Here is a 25,432-nt window from a genome sequence, read left to right on the forward strand (position 1 = left end):
TGAAGACGGTAATCTAGGATAGCACATCGCTATATTGGATTCTCATGGAGATCACAAAACTTCGTTTAGTACATTTCTTTGTTTTCGCGACGCAGATATGGCCTTTCGAGACGTTTAAGATAGATAATCGATCAATAATTTGAAAGTTACATTTTTAGGAACTGGTACCTCTCAAGGTGTACCGATGATCGGTTGCCATTGTCATGTATGTTCATCATCCGACGATAAAGATAAACGCTTAAGGTCATCAATTCTTATATCATATGCTGATCGTCAATTCGTCGTAGATACTGGGCCGGATTTTCGCGCTCAGATGTTGCGAGAAAAGGTTCCTCGTTTAGATGCTGTACTGATTACCCATTCCCACAAAGATCATATAGCAGGATTGGATGATGTACGCGCGTCAATTATTTACAGCAAGAATCTATTCCTATCTATGGCACGTCGATTTCGCATGAAGCGCTTCGGAGGGAGTTTTATTATGCCTTTGCAGATTATAAATATCCCGGCGTTCCGCAGTTAGAATTAAAGGAGGTGCACGCTTCCGAATCTTTTGAATTGTTTGGCATGAAGGTGATGCCCATTGAGGTAATGCACTATCGTATGCCCGTGTTGGGCTTTCGTATAGATAACTTTGCTTACATTACTGATGCGAAGACAATATCGGAAAAGTCTTTCGAGTTATTAAAGGGCGTAGATATTTTGGTTTTGAATGCATTGCAACGCGATCCGCATATTTCGCATCTTACATTGGATGAAGCGTTAGAAGTGGTGAACCAAATTCAGCCGAAACAAACTTATTTAACACATATAAGCCACCGATTTGGTCGGCATGCTGAGATAGAAGCGGAGTTGCCTCCAGATGTATCCCTGGCTTATGATGGTCTGAAGATTGATATCTAAAAGATATCTTTTAATTCAATATCACTGTTGGTGCGGTCGTACTTTCCACTTCATCATGCTGAGCAAGCATAGTTTTTGAGGAGGTTTTCGTTCTTAAGATAGTGCTACTTGCCATATAGTTTTTGTTGTTGGCATAGATATATAGCATAGAACCTCCTTTGATCGTGTTGATAACTGCTGTATTGATCTCACGAGGTAGCGCAGGACAGCCATATGAACGGCCTAATCTGCCCATGCTCTTTGCAAGATTGACATTACAATAATCTGCTCCGTGCATCACGATAGCACGAGCTCGTGCTTGATCATTAATTCCTTTTTCCAAGCCATCTAAACGTAGTGAATAGCCATTTCCACCTTGATAGGTCTCTGCAGTGACATAAAATCCAAGCGAACTTTGAAATGATCCATGTTTATTGGAAAAGTTTGTAGCATAGTTTTCGCCGGTATTACGACCGTGAGCTACCACACTATGATGCACTAGTTTTTTATTTTTCAGGTCTATAACGTACAGTCGCTTTTCTGTAGATGGCAATGTAAAATCAATCACCGTGATCAGCTCCTTCTTAGTACGATGCTGCATGGATTCGTAACCATACATAGCCTCTTCAAAAGCTTGATAATTTAAGATGTTATCAAGTTTAAGACTATCATATAGATTGCGGATGCGTATAAATGGATCGGGTTTAGAGACGTCAATAGCCGTTATTTGTTGGATAGGTTGGTCAATATAGCGCTGTTTAAAGCTGGCAAATGCAATTAAAGTTAAACACACGGATGCCAAAATTCCAAAAAAGATCTTCTTCATATTCCCTTCTTCCCTTTCTTTATGAATCCACAAATCTAGTAATAAAGGTTTTACAAAGATGTTAAATTATGTCAAACTACTCAATGACAATGATTAATGAAGATAAAGTTTTTGTCCAATTATAGACAAATTCGGCGTGCGATGAAGCGTTTCTGACGCACATATGCGATCTTGGTACGGTACCAAGCGACCAGCTATATTCCACAATTTTGCCGTTGGGATTATTTACTGGTACACCGTGTATGTATCCGCCATTACTGAATCGGGTCGCGTACGGCGCAAAACCTTGAATACTCGATGTGCCATCTTTTAAGAACATCATTTTTTTCTTTTTTTGCTGTACCACATACACGCCTAATGGCGTTTCGGTCGAAAATGGCGGTTTGTGAACACCACTTGTAGCCGGATTCATACTCAATATTTTCCAAGCGCCTTTATCTGTTTTTTGACATGTAGTAATATTTTGATTAGTGACATCTACGATCACGACACGATCAAAAATCACCGTATCTTCCAAAGTTTTTACATAACGATCAGGTACGTCAAATTTGCCTGGAAGGGAGATGCCTTCTACTTCCATCATCGCAGTGGTCGTGTCGTGCGCTGTAAGGATAACCAAATAGCCATCACGTCCGTACAATTCTGGTGCATCGTGCTGTCCAGTAGCGTACAACGGTATGCCTTGCCAACGTTCTGTACCGAGCGAGTCGGCCACGCGCTTGTAAGCATTCCGCTTCCAATTTTTGACTAGCGGAGCTTCTTTATTCTTATTACGGTGATTTTGCAAGACGCCATATCGGTGCGGCATACGCTGAAAGTTTTCTACTTCTGCTAATCGTTCCTTGATCTTATCCCATTGAAATATCCTGGTCGTATCTTTATAGGGATATTCGTCTTCCAGCGTGTGTTTGTCATACTCCAGATCTTTGGTAAGGTTGATATCGGAGGCTGTGAGGGGCTTTTTGCGTACTTCTTCCTCGGCCGCTTTTACTTTTGCTAGTGAGTCCGCGGTTCTTTTCTCTGTGTCAGATACAGTTTTTTTATCTGAAGTGTTTTGTTGACATGATGAGGTCAGGATGAAGGCAAATAAGGCGCAAAATATAACTCGTAAAATGTATAAATTTTTAATCATTTTTAATTTTTAATTGAAATAGAAAAAGTTGCTTACCACTCTGGTAGATATGTTCTTGCAGAAAATAATTTAGTACGCAAAAAAACGACCATTTTATAACGTACAGGTTTACCTGATCCGCTTAATTAAGTTTTAGAATAAAAAACAGCTAAAAAGTTCTATTTGTTAGATTTATTTTTAGTCTTTGTGATGTGTCTGATTTGTAGATGTTTATGATTGATTTGGACTTCAATAATATCTATTTCATACAATATAGTAAGATTAATTATCATTTTAACATATAATTTGGCTTCATTTTAGCGTTAATTAAGTCTACTTGTAATAAAAGTGTTACTTCGTAAGAACATCTATGCTATTAAAGAAAAACAATTACTTGCGACTGCACTGGATCGCTATATTTTGTAGTGCAACTATTTTACTAGACGGCTGTAGCCATAGCGAATCCAAAGAAAAGGAAAAGAGTGAAAAAGCTCTCGCTTTGCCTGTTCATCACGTCAAACGCAGCGATGCCGTAACGGTAAAAACATATCTTGGTACGATTGAGGGTAAAGTAAACGTAGAGGTAAGACCGCAGGTCGAAGGCCTGCTTCAGGAAATCTACGTGGATGAAGGCGCTTATGTACAAAAGGGACAAAAATTATTTAAAGTCGACCAGTCGGCATACCAAGAAAGTTTGAATAATATGCTGGCTACGGCCGAAGTGGCAAAAGCGCAACTAAAGAATGCGCAATTAGAAATTGATCGGTTAAAGCCATTAGTAGCTAACGACGTCATTTCTGATGTGCGGCTATCGGCAGCGCAATCGGATTTTGAAGTAGCTCAGGCAACCTTACAGCAAGCCCAAGCCGCGGTCCGTAGCGCGCAGATCAATAAAGATTTTACGCTCATCACAGCACCCGTCAGTGGATACATCGGTCGTATTCCAAAAAGGATTGGTAATCTGGTAGGCAAAGGAGACAAAGAACCGTTAACCTTTTTGTCGGATATTCAAGAGGTGTATGTTTACTTCGCCATGAATGAGTCGGATTTCCTATATTTCTCCAAGGCGCAAGCAAAGAAGGATAGCATCGCTGGCCGCGAGTACAATAGAAATAATAAGTTGACGTTTCCCAAAGTTACACTGATGTTGGCAGACGGAGAGGAATATCCAATTAAAGGTGTGGTTGACGCCGTAAATGGTCAAGTAGATCGTAGTACGGGTGCGATATCCTTACGTGCTACCTTTACCAATCAAGACAACATTCTGCGGTCGGGCAGTAGCGGTACATTGAAGATCGCGGAGGTAAAAGAGGCGGTACTACAAATCCCGCAATTAGCAACTAACGAACTACAAGATCGTACGTTTGTATATGTCGTAAATAGCGCCAATCAAGTGCAACGCAAAAATGTCGTGGTAAGTGGGAAAAGTAAGGACAATTACATCATTTCAGAAGGCATTGAGGAAGGCGATAGAGTCGTGCTGAGTGGTTTTGATAAGCTGACCGATGGCTCCACGATCATCCCTATTCAGAAGTAAGTAGCGTTGTCAGTCTGCGTGTCCTATTCTTTACATTAACATCTTTCTATGCTAAAAGTATTTGTCGAACGTCCGGTGTTGGCAACGGTAGTATCTATCGTGCTAGTCATCCTCGGGTTAGTTGGAATGAAATTATTACCGGTTACGCGCTTTCCGGAAATCGCACCGCCGAGTGTGGTCGTATCGTTAAGCTATCCTGGCGCAGATGCAGAAACGGTTGCTAAAAGCGTTTTGCTTCCGATAGAGGAAGCGATCAATGGCGTGGAGGATATGACGTATATTCGATCCACAGCTTCCAATTCTGGAGCAGGAACGGTTACGGTATTCTTCAAAACGGGTACCAATCCAGATGTAGCATCGGTTAACGTGCAGACGCGTATTTCTCGGGCTATCAGTGCTATTCCGGCAGAAGTGAACGAAGCCGGTATCACAACGATGCCAAGGCAAAGTGGTGTGATAATGACCATCAATCTGTATTCTGATCATCGGGATACGGTCTACGACGAAACGTTTTTACAAGCTTACGCACAGATCAATTTGATGCGTCCGCTTCTGCGGGTGGATGGTGTTGCACAAGTATCTCGTTTGGGAGCACGTGATTATGCCATGCGTCTTTGGTTGAATCCCGAAAAACTCGCCTTATACAATCTCGTGCCGCAGGATGTGATGAAAGCGATCAGCGATCAAAACTTTGAAATGGCACCCGGCAAATTTGGCGAAACATCGGAAGAAGTTTTTGAAACGGTGATCCGACATAAAGGGCGATTCTCGCAACCAGAACAGTTTGAGAATATGGTCATCAAAACTAATACCGATGGTTCGGTTTTATACCTAAAAGACTTAGCGCGTATTGAATTTGGAGCGACCAATCTCAACTCGGATAATAAAGTAGATGGCAATCCGGGTTTGACGCTCAACCTTACGCAAACTAGTGGATCCAACGCGCATGATATTGATGTAGCGGTTCGCGAAGTGTTGAAGGAACAAGCGCGCTCCTTTCCCAATGGTATCAAATACGAGATTACCTATTCGGTACGCGAGCAGATCGACGAATCCATCAGTCAGGTACAGCACACCTTATTTGAGGCTTTCATACTCGTATTCGTTATCGTATTTATCTTTCTGCAAGATTTTCGATCTACACTAATCCCGGCGATTGCTATTCCCGTCTCTTTGGTAGGTACATTTTTCTTTTTGCAGATGTTTGGCTTTTCGCTCAATGTACTCACCATGTTTGCCCTCGTGTTGGCCATTGGTATTGTGGTAGATGATGCTATTGTCGTTGTTGAGGCGATTCATCAAAAAATGCATAGTACTGGTCTGAAACCCAAGGCAGCTACGATTCGCACTATGTCAGAGATTACTGGTGCGATCTTGTCCATTACGATGGTAATGGCTGCCGTATTCTTGCCAGTAGGTTTTATGGACGGTCCGGCTGGTATTTTCTACAGGCAGTTTGCATATACTTTGCTACTGCCATTCTGATTTCGGCGCTGAACGCATTAACACTTAGTCCAGCATTGTGTGCTTTATTGTTGAAAGCGCCAAAGCATGATGATGCTGCTACCGACCAACCTGTCGTGAATAAGAAGAAGTTTGCGCTGTACCGCGATCGCTTTTTTGCAGCTTTCAACATGGCATTTGATCGTTTTACAGAGAAATACATTGGTGCTGTTAAGTTTTTAATCGCCCATAAAACCGTCGCTTGGATTGGTTTAGCACTCATCACGGTAATAGGCCTGGTGTTGATGTCTCGCTCTCCCAAAAGCTTTATTCCTACAGAAGATGATGGTTTTATTACTTACAATCTGGCTATGCCTCCAGGAGCCTCTTTAGCGCGTACCACCGAAGTATTGCGCAAAGCAGATAGTATTTTGCGGCAGCGAAAAGATGTACTGGGTATGACTACTGTTTCTGGTTTCAATGCGTTAGATGCCAGCGCGAGTCCGGCATTTGCTGCAGGCTATATCAATATGTATCCGCATGCAAAGCGTACAGGCATCAAAACGATTGAAGCTTTCATGGATACGATCCGTCAGGATCTTGCTCAGATTCACGAAGCACAATTTACCGTGTTTGCACGGCCAACGGTGCAGGGATTTGGTGACTTTGCCGGTACAGAATTAGTGCTACAAGATCGGATGGGTGGCGATATTCGCGACTTTAATATGATTGCAGATACGTTTATCAATCAACTGAATAGCTTGCCGGAGATCGATAATGCCTATACCACCTTCAAATCCAACTTTCCGCAATATGAAGTGAACATTGATGTGGTTAAAGCGAAGTCACTAGGTGTGGATGTGCGCGATTTGATGTCGACCATTCGATCGTATTACGCGCGTGTACAAGCGGGAGATTTTAGCCGCTTCGGCAGACAGTATCGGGTGTATATCCAATCAGATTTTGATTTTCGGAAAGATCCGGAATCTTTTAATTCGATCTTTGTGCGTAATAAAGCAGGGGAGATGGTGCCGATCAACACCTTGCTCACGCTGGAGAAAGAAGTTGGACCCGAAACTATTACGCGCTACAATTTGTACAATGCCATTGCAGTGAATGCGACGCCAGCGCCAGGTTATAGTTCCGGCGATGTGATGGAAGCGATTGAAGAATTGGCCGATGCCGAATTACCCGGTAATTATGGTTTCGAATGGACAGGGATGAGTTTCGAAGAAAGCCAATCGGGCGGGCAGATGATCTTGATCTTTGCGCTGAGTATTCTCTTTGTTTACTTCTTGCTGGCAGCTCAGTACGAAAGCTATATTCTTCCATTTGCTGTGTTACTTTCCATTCCGGTTGGTTTGGTCGGCGTGTATGCCACGATTGGTTTGGTGGGCTTGCAAAATAATATTTATGTACAAGTCGGATTAATTATGCTAATTGGTTTGCTGGCGAAGAATGCCATTCTAATCATCGAGTTTGCGGTGCAAGAACGGGATAAAGGATTGACGATTGTGGATGCCGCTATTATGGGCGCTCGACTGCGCCTTCGCCCGATTCTGATGACGAGTTTGGCTTTTGTGGCTGGTTTGGTGCCCTTGATGTGGTCTGTCGGTCCGTCTGCGATCGGTAACCATTCCATTAGTTTTAGTGCTGCTGGCGGCATGCTTTCGGGTGTGATATTTGGCATTTTCGTGATTCCAATGTTATTTATCGTATTCAAGACATTAGACGAAAAAGTAAGGGATAAATTTAAAGAGGAGGAAGACTAATCATGCGTAATAAATTACTATTTGCTTTCTTCGGTCTGGCATTATTGGCGTTATTTGGCGTGCAAGGTTGCAAGGTTGGACAAAAGTATGTGCAGCCAGAGTTGGATTTACCAGAAACGTATCGCGGCGACACGATCGCGTATTTTGCCGATACCATTAGTATTGGCCGGATAGATTGGCGTACGTTTTTTCAGGATACGATCTTGAAAGATTTGATCGACTCTGCGCTGGTCAACAACAATGATATGCGGACGGCATTGCTTAATATCGAAATTGCCGATCAGCAAGTGCGGCAAAATCGGGCTAACTTCTTGCCTTCGGCAGAAGCGCGTTTGGCTAGTGCTAATAGGCAATGGCGCTCGCGAGATTTTGTATCGGCGCCGTCCTCTAAGTATTATGCTGACGGCAGTCGCGAACAGCCCGAGAATATGTATGTGTTGCTTTCGCAGTTTGGTACCGATGTTAGCTTTAGTTGGGAGCTCGATATTTGGGGCAAAATTCGTAATCGCCAAGATATGGTGGTGGCCGATTATCTCGAAACACATGAAGCACGTAAAGCGGTACAGACCAACTTGATTGCGCGTGTGGCCATGGGCTACTTCAACTTGCTCATGCTAGATGCCAAGATCGAAGTAGCTAAACGAAATGTGCAACTCAATGATAGTACATTGCAGATTATCAAGTTGCAATATGAGGCCGGGGAGATTACAGCACTAGCTATTCAGCAGACAGAGTCGCAGCGCTTGCTGGCTGCTTCTTTAGTGCCCGAATTGGAACAGGAAATTGCGCTGCAAGAAAATGCGCTGCGGGTGCTCGCTGGCGAGATGCCAGATCGTATTAAGCGCGGCAACAGTTTTGATGAATTGTTAGACGATGCTAATGACATCTCATTAGGTACGCCGGTGGAAGTGCTTCGCAATCGTCCAGACATTCGCAGTGCCGAGTTACAATTAATCGCGGCCAATGCAAATGCCAATGTACAGCAAGCCATGCGCTATCCAGCGCTTACGATCGGTGGGACACTCGGTGTGAATGCGATGTTACCCAAGAATTGGTTTAATATTCCCGGCGCGCTGCTTGGCGGCATTGGTGGCGATTTGACAGCGCCCATTTTCCAAAACCGACAACTGAAAACCCAATATGAGATTGCTAGATTAGAAAGAGATCAAGCCGAGATAGGCCTTCAGCAAAAGGTGTTGGAAGCCGTAGGCGAAGTGTCGGATGCGGTGATTACGGTTGGTAAGCAGCGCGAGCAATTAGAATTTGCAGAACAGCGTGTAAGTAATTCGGCGTTAGCAGTACGCAATGCAGGCTTATTGTTTAAGAGTGGCTATGCTTCCTATTTAGAAGTAATCACTGCCCAGAGCAACGCGCTGGACAGTGATCTGGCTTTGGTAGAATTGCGTCAGCAATATTTAGCCTCTTATATTGATTTGTATCGCTCATTGGGTGGAGGCTGGCGATAGTTAAACTTTTAAGACGTGCTCGCAGTTTACGGTTTCATCGGCAAACCAGCAGCTTCTGCAATTTTGCGCGGTATATCGATGTTGTCCATCTTGTGATGGAATAGTTCTGCACCCTGGCCAATTGCGTAAATCGGAATATAAGCTGCCGAATGATTTCCCGACGCCCATGAGATACTAGCAGCTCTGTTTAGGGATTTTACTGCTAGCGATGCAATGCGATCGTCGATCGCATAGAGGCTTTTCTCCGTTTCATTCTGATGCTGTACAAAGCTACGGTTGTAGGCTTCTTTGATCTCATTTTCTTCTATTTCGCTTATCTTAACCGACTTCCAAAGTCCGGTGTTTTCTTCCAAAAGTTGCTTTACGCTATCCCAAGATGCATTGGGTGTCGATTTGCGCAGATCTGAGATCTTTTTACTCAGTGCACCTTGCGATACTTTCTGATGTTGTATACGGCTTAGTTGCAAAGTTGAGCTACCATTGCCCAATACCATTCCGCCAGTCTCGTGATCGGCTGTCACGATGATCAGCGTTTCGTCAGGATGTTGCTCATAAAAGCGAAATGCTTCGCCTACTGCCGCATCGAAATCCTTAGTTTCGTGGATGGCGGTAGCACCATCGTTGCTGTGGCAAGCCCAATCAATCTTTCCACCTTCGACCATGAGGAAGAAACCATTGTCATTATCTTTCTGCAAAGTCCGAATTGCCGATGCCGTAATCTGTTGTAAGGTTAATTCTTCAGGTTTACGATCTATTGCGTAGGTTAGTGCGTCGTGAGCTGCTCCCTTGTCGGCCATTAAGATTATTTTATCCGCAGATGTAGCAATTTTATTATACTCTTCGAGACCATACGCCAAAGAATAACCAGCTTTTTCAAATTGTGGAAATAAAGAAGGTGCTGCTTCCTTTTTATACGTTCTTTCAGGACTTAGGAAACCGGCGCCGCCAAAGAAATCAAATCCTGATTTGATTAGATCCTGTCCAATCTCGTAATACATGTTGCGATCAGCTTGCTGCGCATAAAAAGAAGCAGGCGTAGCATGGTCTATACTCACACTTGTCGTAATCCCCACTTTCATACCTCGCTCTTTAGCAAAATAGGCAATACTTTTATACGACGCTGTACGACTAGAATCCATGCTGAGCACACCGTTTCTTGTCTTGTAGCCGACGGCCAATGCAGTACCACCTGCAGCAGAATCCGTAACGCCATGCGATAGTGAAAAAGAAGTCGCAAATGTACTATACGGAAATTTGGTAAAAGTCAATGGAAATACCGTATTGCGGTTTTCAAGCGCAGCTTGATAAGTTTCTGCGATATGGACCTGATTCAAACCCATACCATCGCCAATCATATAGAAAATATATTTGGGCTTATTTTGTGCAGTTGATGCACTTATTTGTAGAAAAAATAGAAGGAAAAAGTAAAAAATATGTTTTCTCATGAGTTGCTTTTTTTGCAAAGATAGATACCTTATGTTAAGGTACTATTACGTTTTCTGGTAAATGATTGCTAAATGGTCATAGGATTCGTCGTTGATCACAGCATTAATCTTATCAATAGCCTTAAGCATAAATTTTTAATGATGCCACAATTCAGAGGGATTGCTTAACTTTACCCACTCACCAAATACAGCAATTAGATAGTATGAAGATAGGCGTCATCGGTAGCGGAAGTTGGGCAACAGCCATGATCAAAATGCTCTCCGATAATCATCAAGCCAAACAGGTATACTGGTGGGTTCGTAAGCAAGAAGATGTCGAACATATACGAGCGTATAAGCATAATCCTAGCTACCTTAGCTCAGTCGAAGTAGATTTTGCAGACGAATACATCACTACAAATCTTTCTGAGGTAGTTGCACAATCCGACTTTATTATTCTCAATACTCCAGCTGCTTATCTTAAATCTGTCTTGCAACCATTATCTGTGTCAGATTTCGCCGGAAAAGTCATTGTATCTGCTATTAAAGGTATCGTGCCTGACGAAAATATGGTTGTCGGCGATTATCTTCCTTATGCGTACGGTGTGCCTTTAGAGCAGATTGTAGTCGTGGGCGGACCGTGCCATGCTGAAGAAGTTTCGTCAGAGCGTTTGTCTTATCTGACAATAGCTTCCCGCACAGCCAAGCATGCAGAGGCCGTAGCCAGCATGCTACAAACACGCTATATCAAAACTATTCTTTCTTCCGATATTATCGGTATTGAATATGCTGCTGTACTAAAAAATATCTTCGCTTTAGCTGGAGGCATTTGTCACGGATTAGGTTTTGGAGATAATTTTCAGGCGGTATTAGTGTCCAATGCAATCCGGGAGATCGATTATTTTGTGAAAGCCCTAGATCCAAGTGATCGTGACATCAACCATTCGGCTTATTTGGGCGACTTGCTAGTTACAGCGTACTCGCAGTACAGCCGAAATCGTACTTTTGGTGCCATGATTGGCAAAGGCTATAGCGTAAAATCTGCTCAGATAGAGATGAATATGGTTGCCGAAGGCTATTACGCGTCAGCGTGCATACAATCAATTATAAAGAAATACCAATTACACATGCCTATTTGTGATACTGTTTATCAAATCTTGTATTGTGGTGGCCAGCCCATGCAAGAGATCAAGAAATTATCAGATTCGCTTACATAAAAGAAAGACATGACAAGAGAACTCATCGCAAATACGTACAAAGATATTCAGCACGAAATTACCACAGCCTTAGAGCAAGTAGATGGCAGCGCAAGATTTGTAGAGGAGCTCTGGGAGCGCGATGGAGGTGGAGGTGGTCGCACACGCGTCATTCAGCATGGTGCTATTTTTGAAAAAGGCGGTGTAAATTTTTCCGAGGTACATGGCAAATTGCCAGAGCCCATTCGTAAATCATTTGGTGTCGACGAAGAAGATTTTTTTGCGACAGGTGTGTCTATTGTTATCCATCCGAATAATCCTTGGGTGCCGATTATTCACATGAATATTCGCTATTTCGAACTAAATGACGAGGTAAAATGGTTTGGTGGAGGTATAGATCTCACTCCTCATTACATCGATCAGGAAGATGCTCGCTATTTTCATCAAAGCTTAAAGTCTGTATGCGATCAGCATCATCCAGCATTTTATGTCGATTATAAAGCATGGGCTGATCGTTATTTCTATATCAAGCATCGCCAAGAGACGCGTGGTATTGGTGGTATATTTTACGACAAGCTAACGCCGCAAAATACAGAACTTAGTTACGAAGAAATTTTTGCGTTTTCTTGCGATCTCGGACGGCTATTTCCTAAAGTTTATACAGAATTAGTAAATAAATCACGTAATAAAGCATATACCGAACAAGAAAAGAATTGGCAACTACTTCGTCGTGGTCGTTATGTCGAATTCAACTTGGTGTACGACTCAGGAACCAAATTTGGTTTAGAGACTAATGGACGTATAGAATCCATACTGATGAGCTTGCCAGAGCAGGCCAATTGGTTTTACAACTACCAAGCGGAACCCGGTTCCCGTGAAGAACAAACTCTTTCGTTACTCAAGCAAGGTATCGACTGGGCATAATAATTACATATATAGATGGTAAATTATAATAAGTTTGTGTTAGCAAACGGACTTCGTGTATTGGTACACGAAGATCATACTACGCCCATGGCCTGTGTGAATGTATTGTACGATGTAGGCGCTCGGGATGAAGATCCAAAACGCACAGGTTTCGCACACTTATTTGAACACTTGATGTTCGGAGGTTCGGTCAATATTCCTAACTACGATGAAGTATTGCAACGAGTTGGAGGTGAGAATAATGCATTTACCAGCAATGATATTACCAATTATTATATTACCCTACCTGCTGTCAATCTAGAAACAGCACTCTGGCTTGAAAGCGACCGTATGCTAAGCTTAGCCTTCAACGAGCAAAGTTTAGAAGTACAACGTCAGGTCGTAATCGAAGAATTTAAACAACGTTATCTCAATCAACCTTATGGAGATGTTTGGCTAAAGCTTAGGCCTTTGGCTTATCAGCAGCATCCCTATCGTTGGGCTACCATTGGTAAAAATATTGAACATATTGAACAGGCAACAATGGCCGAAGTCAAAGATTTTTTCGATACATTTTACCATCCTTCAAACGCCGTATTGGTAGTTGCTGGCGATGTGAAATTTGATGAAGTCCAATCGCTGGTTGATAAATGGTTTGCCGATATACCGGATCGTCCGGTCAAAAAGCGATCCTTGCCACAAGAATTGCCACAGCAAGTAGCCCGTCGAGAAACGGTTGAAGCAGATGTGCCAGTAGATAGTATTTATATCGCCTTTCACGGGCCCGATCGCCATAGCACCGATTATTATACACTAGATCTGATCTCCGACATACTTTCACGTGGTAACTCATCACGATTGTATCGTACATTAGTGAAAGAACAGCAGCTGTTTGCAGAGGTCAACGCTTACCTTATGGGCAGTACAGATACCAACTTATTTGTAGTAGAAGGAAAGCCTTCTGAGGGAATTAGTTTAGAGGTTGCAGAGCAAGCGCTTTGGAAAGAGTTAGAACGATTGAAAATGGAGCTTGCCAACGAAAAAGAATTAGATAAAGTTAAAAATAAAGTTGAGTCTACTATGTTCTTTTCGGAGCTATCCGTATTAGATAAAGCCATGAATCTTGCCTATTTCGAGCTGCTCGGAGATGCGAATGCTTATAATACCGAAGTGGATAAATATGCAAGAACTACTACCGAGGATGTTCGCCAGGTAGCTTCTAGCGTCTTCCGAACCGATAATTCATCTACATTATTATATAAAGCAAAAAGACAGGAAGCACATGTTGAATAGAGCAGAAGCACCTCAATCGCACGATATCCAAGGGATATCATTAGTCAGTCCAGATCATTTGGTACTGGACAATGGCTTGCCTGTTTATATCTTTACGTCGCAGGATCAACCTTTGGTAAAAGCCGAATTTGTTTTTAAGAATACGTTTGATTCACAAACGGAGAACCCGCTTCTCAATACTGCTTTGAGTGCATTGATGAAAGAAGGGACGAGCCGTATGAGCAGTGCTGAGATTGCAGAAAAGGTAGATTATTACGGTGCATTCCTAGTGCCCGACTTTAGCTTTGATTATACTTGCTATACCTTGTACACGCTCAATAAGTACGTGCCTCAGGTGCTTCCTTTGCTTTATGACATTTTGGTAGATGCACAGTTTCCTGATCTAGAATTGAATAATTTTAAACGTACCAACCGTCAAAATCTACAAATCTCTTTGCAGAAGAATGATTTTGTTGCCAAGCAAATGTTTTATCAAACGCTGTTTGGCAATAATCGATACGGTGCGGCAGTTACCGATAAAGCGTTGTCTGATCTGAATCGCACGGATTTGGCCGAGTTGTATGCACAGCAGGTACAACCACATAATTGCACCCTGTTTTTATCAGGCAATATTACGTCCGACGTCATCCGTGAGGTCTCTGATTATTTCGGGAGCAAATGGAAAAACAGTCTTCCTATCGGAACCGTAGGGCACGGTATAAAACTATCTGCCGAGTACGATACCACATTGCGCTACCAAGAGCGAAATGATGCGGTTCAATCGGCGATCCGGCTAGGCAGGCACAGTCTTAAGCGTTGTGATAAGAATTATCCAGCATTACAATTTGTCAATACCTTATTTGGTGGATATTTTGGATCGAGGCTCATGCGCAATATTCGCGAAGACAAAGGCTACACTTACGGAATAGGTTCTTCGGCAGTTACCTTTGCCCACACAGGCATGTTGGTAATCTCTACACAAGTAGGCACTGAAGTTACCACGTTAACCTTGCAAGAGATTGAAAAGGAAATGTATCTGATGCAAAATGAACTAGCGAGCGAGTCAGAAATCAAGTTGGTCAAAAACTATATGTTGGGAGCGATGTTAGGCAGTTTGGAATCTATTTTTTCGCATGCCGATAAATTCAAAGCTGTGCATTTGTCTGGCATGGATCTCAGTTATTATACATATTACACGCAGGTATTGCATGCAATGGATGCACCTAAAGTGCGAGCTATTGCACAAGAATATTTGCGGTACGAAGATATGGTCAAGGTGGTAGTAGGGAAGATGCATTAACTGTGAGCCACACGCTACCCATTCATAAAAAAAAGGAAAGGTTATTTAACCTTTCCTTTTTTTTATGTTGTGCTTACGATCAGCGATCGTAAAGACTTAGTTTGCGTTGTTAGACAATTGGTCTAAAATGGCATTGTTTTTTGAGATTTGGTCTTTGTCAGACATTTTGCTTTTAGAGCCTAACTCAATGTTACGACCTAATTTCAAAAACTGAACTTCAACACGAGAAACAGTTTTGTTTCTTCTATCTTTTCTTTTTAAACGAGTAACTCCCATTGTGCTTAATTTAATTTTTTACCTTCTGTTATAATAAGTACGAGGTCGGAAGCGGATTCGAACCGCTGTAGGAGGTTTTGCAGACCTCAGCCTAGCCACTCGGCCATCCGACCATTACCCTTTCGGCTTGCAAAAATATACTTTTACTTTGATATAATAAAGTTTTTTTGAAATCGATTACCAAATTTATTGCAGGTCTGTCATCAGGTTTCATATTTGGTAACACGTATTTAAGTCCAAACCACGTGGCAGTTTTAGTAAATAGTGTCGGCATCCCGTCAAATATATCTTAGATGTGTTAAAGTAACAAGTTGAATGTCTGTGATTTCGTGTGAGTAAGTGCGAACGGATGTTTTTTTGGTCTGAACTTTGTAATGTACTCAAGCGAGAGACGCTAGGCAATAAGTCTGCGTCCGAAACTTAAAGAATAAAGTGATGAAAAAAGTTTTACTATCATTTGGAGTAGCTATGTTATTAGCTGGTGCAGCACAAGCACAGGTATCTTATGGACTTCGCGCAGGTGTTAACTTAGGTAAGATATCAAATCTTGGAGATAATCAATCAAATAATACGTCCTTCAATGTTACAGGTTATGCAGATCTTCCTGTAGCTCCAAATTTCTCGATCCAACCTGGATTATCTTTGCAAGGTAAGGGTACAAGATTCGATACAAATGCCGCAGGCAACACTTCAGCAAGTTGGACACGCAACACCATGTCATTAGAAATTCCTGTAAATGCAGTTTACTATATTCCTACAGGATACACTGGTAGTGTTTTCTTAGGCGCTGGTCCTTACGTGGGATTGAATCTTAGCGGTAAAGACAAGTTTAGAGGAAATGCAGGTGACAATTCTGCTCTTGTAGATAGAGATCTTAGCTTTAGCGGCGATAATAGAGATATGAATCGTGTGGATGCGGGTGTTAACTTCTTAGGTGGTTACCGTTTCAATAATGGCTTATTGCTCAATGCAGGTTATGGCCTAGGTTTAACTAATATGGTGCCGAGCAATAACAACACTACGTATGCCAACAGAGTATGGTCATTCGGACTTGGTTACCAATTTTAGAAAAGATAATTTTTAGATATCTTTAGTGTTTATAAAATTTATGCAGTACAAAGGCGAGCTAATAGCTCGCCTTTGTTCATTGGTATTCAATTTATCAAATGTCACTCAACTTGAAAGTTTCTTTAAGCCGAATACCCTTTTCAGTTCGCTGTAGCGTACAGCACTCATGCAATGGATCGTGTTCTAGATAAAGAATGTACTCATTATCTACGATTTCTTGCCAATAATCTTGTCTTTCATCCATCGTTAGTAAAGGACGCACATCATAACTCATGACATAGGGAATCGGAATATGACCAACCGAAGGCAACAAATCGGCCATATACAAAATTGTATTTCCTTTATACTGAATTTGTGGGAGCATCATCGCTTCGGTATGGCCATTGGCATAGCGAATAGCAACCTCATTATTAAATGATTGACCTTCGGTCAAGAAATTAAGTTGACCGGATTCTTGAATCGGTAAGATATTTTCTTTAAGGAAAGAAGCCTTTTCTCGTGGATTAGGATTCGTAGCCCAATTCCAGTGCTTTTCGTTAGACCAAAATTTAGCATTTTTAAAAGCAGGAATCAATTGGTCAGCATGGCGCTTGATTGCACCCCCGCAATGATCAAAGTGCAGGTGCGTCAATATTACATCAGTAATATCATCGCGATGAAAGCCGTGTTTTGCCAATGAAGAATCCAAGGTCGCGTCTCCATGCAAATCATAATGCCCAAAGAATTTGGCATCCTGCTTATCGCCTAATCCGGTATCGATCAATGTGAGCTGATTTCCATCTTCCATGAGCAACAAACGTGTAGCCCAGGTACAAAGGTTATTGGCGTCTGGCGGATTGGTGCGCGACCATAAAGATTTGGGAACCACACCAAACATAGCCCCGCCGTCCAGTTTAAAAAATCCAGTGTCGATCGTGTATAAGTTCATACTTTTCTCTTTTACTGGAAAGACTACAACTAACGTGCTAAATAACTGGCTTTGACGGTAATATTTGCTGTTTTGCTCCGAGAACTTGTATTGAATGCACCGCCGTACGAATATTCTTCATTATCATTTTGCCCTGTGATTTGGAAAATTCCAAGATCAGCTTTTACCAATTGTCCCAAAGACGTTGCCGATTCCGTTGCAATATTCTGAGCCCGCAACTTTGCATTTTCTGAAGCCTGAGAGATCAATTGCAATTTTAAATCCTCCAAACCCGAAAAATAGTAATTGGGAGCATCTGAACTTAATTCAACTCCTTGAGAAATTAAACTTGAAATTTCGCGCGAGGCATTATCTACCTTTTCTAGATCTTTCGATTCGATACTTACCTGCTGAGAAAGGTTGTATCCAGTGAAAGTATTCGAACTATTGCCCTGACTATCGGTATAATAACTAAATTCTCTACTAATATTGACAGCGTTAAAACGAATTTCCTTCTCCTGTATACCGCGTTGCAAGAGAAAATTCTTCACCAAATCGCGATCTCTGCCAAGCTGCTCAGATGCGGCACTCAAATCAGTCGATTTGCGACTATACGATGCAGACCATTTTACAATGTCCGACTCAAAGTCCATTTTGGCATTGCCTGTTACATTGATTGTATTACTATTATTGTACTTGTAGCGATAAGCAGAACCAAAAATCCAAGCTACCGCAATGAGCGCAATAGCACCAATAATACTGACAATTATAGGAGTGTTCTTCATAGTGATTATCTTAATTGTGCCAAACTTGTTGCAATACAATCATAGGCAATATAAACAAAAAAATGCTATCATTGAGCTTCACAAACGGTCAACTTTACATTTACTATGAATAATTGGAGCAAATTATGTCTTGCACTGAGCACCTTTATCAGTGTGCAAGCCATAGCACAAAAACCACCTTTAAATCACGACGTATACGATAGCTGGAAAAGTATCGGTACGGCCAATCTTGCAAAATCAGGAAAATTAGTGTACTACACCATCACACCACAAGAAGGGGATGCTGTTTTAGAACTGAAAGATCAGAAAAACAATCTTTTGCTACAAGTGCCAAGAGGAAATGATGGAAGCTTGACAAGTGATGACAACTACTTCATCTCTGCAATTAAACCATTGTTTTCTGCTGTCCGCGAGGCAAAGATCAAAAAGAAAAAGCCAGAAGAGATGCCAAAGGATTCTTTGCTAGTGTATAATCTTAAAAGCAGAAATACACCGCTAAAGTATGCGGACGTTACATCTTATAAACTCGCACGTAATAGTCGGGAATATGTGGCATTTCTTGCCGAATATAAGTCGAGTAACACTGTCGATAGCATTTCTAGCAAAGATAGCACGACAGCATCCGCCTCTGTTGCTTCGGGCAAAGGAAAAGGCAAAACCAAATCGGTGTTGCACCTGCTGCATTTGCCAACGGGTGATACGACCAACTTTGTTGGCGTCGATCAATACGAGTGGAGTGCAGATGAAAAGCAACTGTTATTTAGTAAAAAAGGAGAGGAGAAAGATAGTATATCCGTACAAAACGCTGGGTTGTATATCTATTCTGTCGCCGACCAATCTTTGAAAAAAATAAGCCAAGGCAGAGGCTCTTATAAGCAATTTAGTTTTTCAGAAGACCAGTCGCAGCTATCGTTTGTCGCTTTCAAAGGAGATGAGAAAACTTTATCAAAGGAGTATAAATTGTACTATTATACGGATGTACAAGATTCGGCACGAGTAATTGGTGAGCAAACGACTAGCGGAGTACCACAAAATTGGTGGGTGAGCGGCGATGCGAAGCTCCATTTTAGTGCTGATGGTCAGAAGTTATATTTGGGCTTAGCACCTATTCCACGTGTCAAGGATACGACATTGGTCGAATTCGAGCACGCAAAGCTAGATATCTGGCATTGGAAAGACGATTATTTGCAGCCTCAACAATTGGTAAACCTAAAACGGGATCAAACCAAAAGCTTTCCAGCCGTCATTTATCCACAATCTGGAGCATCGATTATTCCACTAAGCGATGATACTTTTAATCGTGTGATTACGACGGACACTGGCAACGAAGAATGGGTATTGGTCACTTCTGACTTTGGAAATCGCATTTCATCGCAATGGGATATTGCCACAGCTTCGAATATCTATAAAGTATCGACCAAAACAGGGCAGAACAAATTGATTGCCGCTGATCTTAGTGGACAGGTTTATCTTTCTCCCAATGCAGAGTATGCCGTACTATTTGATCGTGCAACAGGCACTTGGTCAAGTTACGATTTGATCAACGATCTGAAAAAACCGTTGCATGAAGGTGTTGCAGTGAGTTTTGTAGATGAAGAGAATGATGTACCAGCATTACCCGGTGCGTATGGTGTTGCTGGTTGGTCCAGAGATGGGAAGACCGTCTATATTAATGATCGCTACGATATTTGGGCTCTTGACCTAGTGGGCCAAAAGAAAGCTTATTCGATTACAAATGGCTTTGGGCGAGCGCACAAAATCACTTTTCGTGCACAGGAGCTTGCTCGCGAGGACAACCCACGATACCGTACAACTTACTTGTCGGATAAGGAGCAATTCCTGACAGCTTTTAATGAAACGACGAAAGAAAATGGTTTTTATACAGTCAATCTAGGTAAGCGTACTGCAGATCCTAAAATGATCGTGATGCAGCCCAAAACTTTTCGTAAAGTTGTTGCAGACGCAAATATGTCGCAAGTCATCTACACGAAAGAAGACTACCAGCATTCCCCAGATTTATATATGAATAGTATAAAAATGGATCAAGAACGCAGGCTGACCGATATCAATACGCAGCAAGCTGGCTATAACTGGGGAACGGCAGAGTTGGTGCATTGGACAACACCGAATGGGCACGACGCTACAGGTATTTTATATAAGCCGGAGGATTTTGATCCGAATAAGAAATATCCAATTATCGCCTATTTCTACGAAAAACTGTCTCAGGGATTATACACCTATCAAGCGCCTGCACCTACGCCTTCGCGACTAAACATTCCGTACTTTGTGAGCAATGGTTATTTAGTGTTTGCGCCTGATATAGCATACGAAACAGGATACCCCGGGCAAGCCGCCGAAGAATACATTAATTCGGGAATGCAGCATCTAGCGAGAACCAATAGTTTTGTAGATTCGACCAAAATGGGAATTCAGGGACAGAGCTGGGGTGGTTATCAAGTTGCGCATTTAATTACACGCACTAATATGTATGCAGCTGCCTGGACGGGCGCACCTGTCGTAAATATGACTTCCGCTTACGGCGGTATTCGTTGGGGATCGGGCATGTCACGTCAGTTTCAATATGAAAACACGCAGAGCCGTATCGGTCAGAATTTGTGGGAAGCGCGCGATTTATATATCGAAAACTCGCCTTTATTTTTTATGAATCGTGTAAATACTCCTGTGGTAATTATGCATAACGATCAAGATGGCGCAGTGCCATGGTATCAAGGGATCGAAATGTTTACAGCCTTACGCCGCTTGCAAAAGCCAGTATGGTTATTAAACTACAATGGTGACGATCACAATTTGATATTACGACAAAACAGAAAGGATATTCAAATACGGGAAGCACAATTCTTTGATCATTTCTTAAAAGGTAAACCAGCACCTGTATGGATCACATCTGGTGTGCCAGCTATTCATAAGGGAATCGATTGGGGATTGCAATAGTTAAGCATAATCAATTGTATATTTAAAAGAGGGAAAGGTAATTTTCCCTCTTTTTTCGTTTTATCGAAAATAAAATTTTGTTTTTTTTCGCAAAAAGAGTCATATTTACAAAAGAAAATGTGACGTAGGTGCATTTTTTTATGCTACCAACGACTTATTGCAAAATTAACTATCAAAATATATGTCATTCTTACGGTTTCAATCTGTAAATTCAGCTGGTTCAAGAGAAATTAATCATGAGGGATATTCAGAGTCAAAAAAAGCCATAGCAATCTATGGTAAAAATGTTTTCACGGTAGACAAGATGCGCGACTACCTTCCCAAACCTACTTTTGTAGAACTTAAAGATTCTATTGAAGGAGGAAAACGTATTTCGCGCGAATTGGCTGAAGATATTGCTCAAGCTATGAAATCATGGGCTTTGGCCAATGGCGCTTCTCATTATACGCACTGGTTTCAGCCTCTTACTGGTTCTACTGCGGAGAAGCATGATGCCTTCTTTGAGCCGGATAGTAATGGATTAGCCATTGAGAAATTTACGGCAGATGCACTTGTGCAACAAGAGCCAGATGCATCATCTTTCCCCAACGGAGGTATTCGAAACACGTTTGAAGCACGCGGTTATACTGCTTGGGATCCTTCTTCACCTGCTTTCTTGTTTGAAACTGGTGGTGGCAAGACTCTTTGTATTCCTACTGTATTCGTATCGTATACAGGTGAATCGTTAGATTATAAAGTGCCATTGTTGAAAGCAGTTTCTGCAATTGATAAAGCGGCAACCGATGTGGCTCAATTCTTTGACAAATCGGTCAATAAAGTAACGGCTTCATTAGGTATTGAGCAAGAATACTTTTTGGTAGACCTTTCGTTGTACAACGCGCGTCCGGATTTGCAGCTTACTGGCCGTACACTATTTGGACATATGGCGGCCAAAGGTCAACAATTGGATGACCACTATTTTGGAGCTATTCCAGAGCGCGTACTTGCGTTCATGGTGGATCTTGAAAATGAAGCCTTGAAATTAGGTATTCCATTGAAAACTCGTCACAACGAAGTTGCACCAACGCAGTTTGAATGTGCGCCGATGTTTGAGGAGATAAACTTGGCGATCGATCATAATCAGCTTTTGATGAACTTGATGGAGCAAGTAGCCAAACGCCATCACTTCAAAGTGCTGTTGCACGAAAAACCTTATAGTGGTATCAACGGATCTGGTAAACACAATAACTGGTCGTTAATCACCAACACAGGCGTCAATCTATTGGCACCAGGCAAAACGCCTAAAAATAATTTGATGTTCTTGACCTTCTTCGTCAATACCATTAAGGCAGTATCTGTACACGCTGATTTGCTACGTGCATCGATTGCAAGTCATTCTAACGATCACCGACTAGGTGCGAATGAAGCGCCGCCAGCAATTATTTCTATTTTCTTAGGTTCTCAGTTAGATGATATCTTAGACGAGGTAGAATCTGCTCGCGTAGCCAAAAAAGTACGCAACGAGGCAAACTTGTGGCATGGTATTCCTAAAATTCCAGATCTTAAAATGGATAATACGGATAGAAACCGGACTTCACCATTTGCGTTTACAGGAAATAAATTTGAATTCCGTGCCGTAGGATCATCGGCCAATTCAGCGTTGCCAATGACAATTTTGAACGTTATCGTGGCAAATCAATTAATTGAATTCAAGATTGAGGTTGACAAGCAAATCAAAAAAGGCGTTAAAAAAGATTTGGCTTTGCTAAATGTCATTCGCCGTTACATTAAAGAATCTAAGGCCATCCGTTTTGAAGGTAATGGCTATAGTGATGAGTGGGCAGAAGAGGCCGCTACTCGTGGTTTGTCTAACATTAAGTCTACTCCGAAAGCGTTAGATGTATACGTAAATGAAGAATCATTAGCATTGTTCGAAAAGCTTGGTATCTATTCACGACGGGAGTCGGAGGCAAGGCATGAGATTTTGCTAGAAAACTTCTACAAGAAATTACAAATCGAAGCACGTGTCATTACGGAGCTTACGAATAGTCTTATCGCTCCAGCTTGTTTTGCGTATCAGAATCAATTAATTGAAAATGTTAAAGGTTTGAAAGATTTGGGTCTTTCTTCGGAAGCATTTAGTTCGCAACGCAATTTTATCGAACGTATATCTAGTCACATCAACATTGCGTTGGAGAAATCTGAGGCTATGCGCCAAGAACGTAAAAAAGCGAATGAGATTGAAGATATGCGTGACCGTGCAATCGCATACGACGAATTAGTGAAGCCTTACTTCGATGAGATTCGCTATCATGTCAATAAATTGGAGAAAATAGTAGATGATAACAAATGGCCATTGCCTAAGTTGCGTGAGCTATTGTTTATTCACTAATATAACGGTATAACTAACTAACCTAGTATTATCCGGAGCCACTTGCAGCAGCAAGTGGTTTTTTGTTTTGTGGCAGCCGATCGGGTAGGAGAATAGCGTAAAGTTCATATACCGTAAATTGATAAATTCTGTATTTTAGAGCTATATATTGACCTAATTTACTATGAAAAATAATCGCGTAGCCTTTATAGGGTTTGTTGCTTTCCTATTCCTTGGTGCATGCCAGAAAGAGGATGATTCCTCTATTCAACTCGCTGGCACGACTTGGTGCGCTAAGTATTCTGATAATAAACATAATTACCAACACCAACTTGAGTTTTTAAAAAGTAAGCGCATTAAGACACGCATGTTCGGGACTATTCGTCCAGATGCCCCAACTGATGAGTGGATACCTCATGAGGTGGGCGGTATTGGTGAATTAATTTATGAAGTGTTGCCGCAGCCGACCGATGCTAGCGATGTGATGCTAGTTATTTCAGATCCGGAGTCTGGCTTTTCTGATCATATGAGTTATTACAGACAGACAAGCAATGATGGTCCAGCTAGAATTGTGCAGGGTGAAAGGATTTATTATCAAGGTGGCTGCAGCTTTTAGTCCTGCTTAAAAGCTCCTGCAGAGAATTAACAGTTTGTAGTATACAAGAAAAGAGGTATTTACTTTCGCAAATACCTCTTTTCTTGTATGCGCTTCAAAAAATGTTGAAGCGATAATATGATTAATACTAACGTGCCGCTTCTAATCTAGCTTGTACCTCATTGGCTTTGTCTTCATCTTGGATAAAGTTGTAATAGCTCTTCAGGTTGCTTAAAGCATTAGTATTTTTAGGATCTACAGTCAGCGCTTTTTCTAAATACGGCACTGCCTTACCCATATCTGCTTTTATAGTTTCAACGCGGGTATTGTAGTCTGTATCTGACACCGTTTTGTCGGCGTTAAGATCCATAAGTGCTTGGTTTGCCATGTTCATAATGATTGCGGCAGTATTCAAATTTGCTTCCACATAGTCAGGATCGATCTCCAACGCTTTTTTGTATGAAGCTAACGCCTTCTCGTCATCATTATTAGATGCATAGGCTGTACCAAGATAATAATGAAGCGTTTTGTTGCTTGCATCGCGCTCTAATTGACTTTCAATTCCAGAAATTATTTTTTCCTCATTGCCAGTGATTAGATTTAATTCAATGTTTTGCATTACGATATCATTATCTTCTGGAAATGCTTTTGCAGCAGCGTCGGCATATTCTAGCGCTTTTGTAGTATCTCCAGTGGATAGATATAATTTCGGAAGATCCGCTCTAATCATTTTGTATTCTGAGTGATCTTCGTGCGGAAGCAAAGCTTCATATTTTTTGATCGCTGTAGGGTAGTCTTGCGTTTGTATTGCTGCTAATGCGCCAAAGTAAATTAATGTCGTATCGCCAGGCATCAATGCCAATCCCTTATCAAATTCTTCAGCCGCTCCCTTATAGTTTTCTTGTTTCCACTCCTCGTACCCTGTAGTTTGGTAGAAGTTACGTAGATTTACTTTAACTGCGTTGATGTTATCTTCATTTTTCTTGTCAGAATCCAATTCAGCAGCCTTAGCTATGCCATTGATAGCTTTATCGGCATATTCGTTGTTTTTTTCAGCGAAAGCTAAATTGGAATATATCAGAGAGTATACTGTCCAAGTTTCTGGATTATCTTTCGTTTTATCATGTACGATTGCTTCCTCAATTGGTTCGATACCATCTTTCAACATTTTTGCAGAAAGTTCACCGGCTTCTGCACCACCTAGTTCTTCGTATTTGGTATATGCCGACTTAGCTTTTCTCAAATTACCAGTTTGTGCGAAGACGGTACTCATTGAGATCGCCAATGCTCCTGTTATAATTAGACTTTTTTTGATATTCATATTATGCTTTTGTTTGTTTAATGTTCTTCTTTTAGTGTTCGCTATA

19 protein-coding genes, 1 tRNA gene and 1 pseudogene are annotated in these 25,432 nt (G+C 41.7%); 13 read left to right on the forward strand and 8 right to left on the reverse strand.

The genetic code is table 11. The annotated features are described in order from the left end of the window. Nucleotides 1-139 precede the first annotated feature (139 nt). Both A0125_RS16470 and A0125_RS16475 read left to right on the forward strand, forming a co-directional pair. Nucleotides 140-523, forward strand: a complete 384-nt coding sequence (locus A0125_RS16470) for an MBL fold metallo-hydrolase (RefSeq protein WP_317038790.1) — start codon at nt 140-142, stop codon at nt 521-523. Further along, nucleotides 448-903 (forward strand): MBL fold metallo-hydrolase, encoded by a 456-nt coding sequence (locus tag A0125_RS16475; protein ID WP_317038795.1) that lies wholly within the window; start codon nt 448-450, stop codon nt 901-903. The genes A0125_RS16470 and A0125_RS16475 overlap by 76 nt, the downstream gene beginning before the upstream one ends. Nucleotides 904-913: 10 nt before the next feature. Here the strand turns inward: A0125_RS16475 and A0125_RS00975 are convergent, their stop codons facing one another. Then, nucleotides 914-1,708, reverse strand: coding sequence for a murein L,D-transpeptidase catalytic domain family protein (locus A0125_RS00975; protein ID WP_066750708.1), 795 nt, complete (start codon nt 1,706-1,708; stop codon nt 914-916). A gap of 76 nt (nt 1,709-1,784) precedes the next feature. After that, on the reverse strand, nt 1,785-2,840 hold the full coding sequence (locus A0125_RS00980; protein ID WP_066750713.1) for a L,D-transpeptidase: 1,056 nt from the start codon (nt 2,838-2,840) through the stop codon (nt 1,785-1,787). A 349-nt stretch (nt 2,841-3,189) separates the two neighbouring features. Between A0125_RS00980 and A0125_RS00985 the strand changes: the two genes are divergently transcribed. From A0125_RS00985 to A0125_RS00995, 3 genes and pseudogenes are all read left to right on the forward strand, one after another. Next, nucleotides 3,190-4,356, forward strand: coding sequence for an efflux RND transporter periplasmic adaptor subunit (locus tag A0125_RS00985; RefSeq protein ID WP_066750716.1), 1,167 nt, complete (start codon nt 3,190-3,192; stop codon nt 4,354-4,356). 48 nt (nt 4,357-4,404) lie between these two features. Then, nucleotides 4,405-7,571, forward strand: a pseudogene (locus A0125_RS00990) (efflux RND transporter permease subunit). Between the two features lie 2 nt (nt 7,572-7,573). Then, a complete protein-coding gene (locus tag A0125_RS00995) occupies nt 7,574-9,037 on the forward strand; it encodes an efflux transporter outer membrane subunit (RefSeq protein ID WP_066750719.1) in 1,464 nt (487 codons plus the stop codon). A 26-nt stretch (nt 9,038-9,063) separates the two neighbouring features. Here the strand turns inward: A0125_RS00995 and A0125_RS01000 are convergent, their stop codons facing one another. Beyond that, on the reverse strand, nt 9,064-10,482 hold the full coding sequence (locus A0125_RS01000) for an alkaline phosphatase (RefSeq protein ID WP_066750723.1): 1,419 nt from the start codon (nt 10,480-10,482) through the stop codon (nt 9,064-9,066). 203 nt (nt 10,483-10,685) lie between these two features. Between A0125_RS01000 and A0125_RS01005 the strand changes: the two genes are divergently transcribed. From A0125_RS01005 to A0125_RS01020, 4 genes are read left to right on the forward strand one after another with little or no spacing between them, the layout of a single operon-like run. Further along, complete coding sequence (locus tag A0125_RS01005) at nt 10,686-11,678, forward strand: NAD(P)H-dependent glycerol-3-phosphate dehydrogenase (RefSeq protein WP_066750726.1); 993 nt, start codon at nt 10,686-10,688, stop codon at nt 11,676-11,678. Nucleotides 11,679-11,687: 9 nt separating this feature from the next. After that, the gene (hemF, locus tag A0125_RS01010) at nt 11,688-12,581 is read left to right on the forward strand and encodes an oxygen-dependent coproporphyrinogen oxidase (RefSeq protein WP_066750729.1); all 894 of its coding nucleotides are present in this window, start codon (nt 11,688-11,690) and stop codon (nt 12,579-12,581) included. Nucleotides 12,582-12,596: 15 nt separating this feature from the next. Further along, nucleotides 12,597-13,853 carry a M16 family metallopeptidase gene (locus tag A0125_RS01015; protein ID WP_066750733.1) on the forward strand — a complete coding sequence of 419 codons (1,257 nt, stop codon included), beginning with the start codon at nt 12,597-12,599 and terminating at the stop codon, nt 13,851-13,853. Next, nucleotides 13,843-15,132, forward strand: a complete 1,290-nt coding sequence (locus A0125_RS01020) for a M16 family metallopeptidase (protein ID WP_066750736.1) — start codon at nt 13,843-13,845, stop codon at nt 15,130-15,132. Before A0125_RS01015 ends, A0125_RS01020 begins: the two co-directional genes overlap by 11 nt. 96 nt (nt 15,133-15,228) lie before the next feature. Here A0125_RS01020 and A0125_RS15285 read toward each other — a convergent pair whose 3' ends face one another. After that, nucleotides 15,229-15,408 carry a spore protein gene (locus tag A0125_RS15285; protein ID WP_082784832.1) on the reverse strand — a complete coding sequence of 60 codons (180 nt, stop codon included), beginning with the start codon at nt 15,406-15,408 and terminating at the stop codon, nt 15,229-15,231. Between the two features lie 42 nt (nt 15,409-15,450). Continuing rightward, nucleotides 15,451-15,521, reverse strand: a tRNA-Cys gene (locus A0125_RS01025). A gap of 322 nt (nt 15,522-15,843) precedes the next feature. Between A0125_RS01025 and A0125_RS01030 the strand changes: the two genes are divergently transcribed. After that, nucleotides 15,844-16,476, forward strand: a complete 633-nt coding sequence (locus A0125_RS01030) for a porin family protein (RefSeq protein ID WP_082784834.1) — start codon at nt 15,844-15,846, stop codon at nt 16,474-16,476. Nucleotides 16,477-16,570: 94 nt separating this feature from the next. Here A0125_RS01030 and A0125_RS01035 read toward each other — a convergent pair whose 3' ends face one another. Both A0125_RS01035 and A0125_RS01040 read right to left on the reverse strand, forming a co-directional pair. Next, nucleotides 16,571-17,404 carry an MBL fold metallo-hydrolase gene (locus A0125_RS01035; RefSeq protein ID WP_066750741.1) on the reverse strand — a complete coding sequence of 278 codons (834 nt, stop codon included), beginning with the start codon at nt 17,402-17,404 and terminating at the stop codon, nt 16,571-16,573. A gap of 29 nt (nt 17,405-17,433) precedes the next feature. Continuing rightward, nucleotides 17,434-18,168 carry an SIMPL domain-containing protein gene (locus A0125_RS01040; RefSeq protein ID WP_066750743.1) on the reverse strand — a complete coding sequence of 245 codons (735 nt, stop codon included), beginning with the start codon at nt 18,166-18,168 and terminating at the stop codon, nt 17,434-17,436. A 105-nt stretch (nt 18,169-18,273) separates the two neighbouring features. On the opposite strand from A0125_RS01040, the gene A0125_RS01045 reads away from it, so the two are divergent. The 3 genes from A0125_RS01045 to A0125_RS01055 all read left to right on the forward strand — a co-directional run bounded on the left by A0125_RS01045 (nt 18,274) and on the right by A0125_RS01055 (nt 24,086). Then, a complete protein-coding gene (locus tag A0125_RS01045) occupies nt 18,274-21,120 on the forward strand; it encodes an alpha/beta hydrolase family protein (RefSeq protein WP_066750745.1) in 2,847 nt (948 codons plus the stop codon). 181 nt (nt 21,121-21,301) lie between these two features. Next, on the forward strand, nt 21,302-23,491 hold the full coding sequence (locus A0125_RS01050) for a glutamine synthetase III family protein (protein ID WP_066750747.1): 2,190 nt from the start codon (nt 21,302-21,304) through the stop codon (nt 23,489-23,491). A 163-nt stretch (nt 23,492-23,654) separates the two neighbouring features. Then, a complete protein-coding gene (locus A0125_RS01055; RefSeq protein ID WP_066750750.1) occupies nt 23,655-24,086 on the forward strand; it encodes a hypothetical protein in 432 nt (143 codons plus the stop codon). A 127-nt stretch (nt 24,087-24,213) separates the two neighbouring features. Here the strand turns inward: A0125_RS01055 and A0125_RS01060 are convergent, their stop codons facing one another. After that, nucleotides 24,214-25,386 (reverse strand): tetratricopeptide repeat protein, encoded by a 1,173-nt coding sequence (locus tag A0125_RS01060; protein ID WP_066750753.1) that lies wholly within the window; start codon nt 25,384-25,386, stop codon nt 24,214-24,216. Nucleotides 25,387-25,432: the final 46 nt, after the last annotated feature.

The organism is Sphingobacterium populi (genome assembly GCF_001586775.1).
Taxonomy (GTDB): Bacteria; Bacteroidota; Bacteroidia; order Sphingobacteriales; family Sphingobacteriaceae; genus Sphingobacterium; species Sphingobacterium populi.

Bases quoted from the DNA above. Each gene is read 5' to 3' on its own strand.
- A0125_RS00975 (WP_066750708.1), bottom strand. From the start codon at position 1,708: ATGAAGAAGATCTTTTTTGGAATTTTGGCATCCGTGTGTTTAACTTTA.
- A0125_RS00980 (WP_066750713.1), bottom strand. From the start codon at position 2,840: ATGATTAAAAATTTATACATTTTACGAGTTATATTTTGCGCCTTATTT.
- A0125_RS00985 (WP_066750716.1), top strand. From the start codon at position 3,190: ATGCTATTAAAGAAAAACAATTACTTGCGACTGCACTGGATCGCTATA.
- A0125_RS00995 (WP_066750719.1), top strand. From the start codon at position 7,574: ATGCGTAATAAATTACTATTTGCTTTCTTCGGTCTGGCATTATTGGCG.
- A0125_RS01000 (WP_066750723.1), bottom strand. From the start codon at position 10,482: ATGAGAAAACATATTTTTTACTTTTTCCTTCTATTTTTTCTACAAATA.
- A0125_RS01005 (WP_066750726.1), top strand. From the start codon at position 10,686: ATGAAGATAGGCGTCATCGGTAGCGGAAGTTGGGCAACAGCCATGATC.
- hemF (WP_066750729.1), top strand. From the start codon at position 11,688: ATGACAAGAGAACTCATCGCAAATACGTACAAAGATATTCAGCACGAA.
- A0125_RS01015 (WP_066750733.1), top strand. From the start codon at position 12,597: ATGGTAAATTATAATAAGTTTGTGTTAGCAAACGGACTTCGTGTATTG.
- A0125_RS01020 (WP_066750736.1), top strand. From the start codon at position 13,843: ATGTTGAATAGAGCAGAAGCACCTCAATCGCACGATATCCAAGGGATA.
- A0125_RS15285 (WP_082784832.1), bottom strand. From the start codon at position 15,408: ATGGGAGTTACTCGTTTAAAAAGAAAAGATAGAAGAAACAAAACTGTT.
- A0125_RS01030 (WP_082784834.1), top strand. From the start codon at position 15,844: ATGAAAAAAGTTTTACTATCATTTGGAGTAGCTATGTTATTAGCTGGT.
- A0125_RS01035 (WP_066750741.1), bottom strand. From the start codon at position 17,404: ATGAACTTATACACGATCGACACTGGATTTTTTAAACTGGACGGCGGG.
- A0125_RS01040 (WP_066750743.1), bottom strand. From the start codon at position 18,168: ATGAAGAACACTCCTATAATTGTCAGTATTATTGGTGCTATTGCGCTC.
- A0125_RS01045 (WP_066750745.1), top strand. From the start codon at position 18,274: ATGAATAATTGGAGCAAATTATGTCTTGCACTGAGCACCTTTATCAGT.
- A0125_RS01050 (WP_066750747.1), top strand. From the start codon at position 21,302: ATGTCATTCTTACGGTTTCAATCTGTAAATTCAGCTGGTTCAAGAGAA.
- A0125_RS01055 (WP_066750750.1), top strand. From the start codon at position 23,655: ATGAAAAATAATCGCGTAGCCTTTATAGGGTTTGTTGCTTTCCTATTC.
- A0125_RS01060 (WP_066750753.1), bottom strand. From the start codon at position 25,386: ATGAATATCAAAAAAAGTCTAATTATAACAGGAGCATTGGCGATCTCA.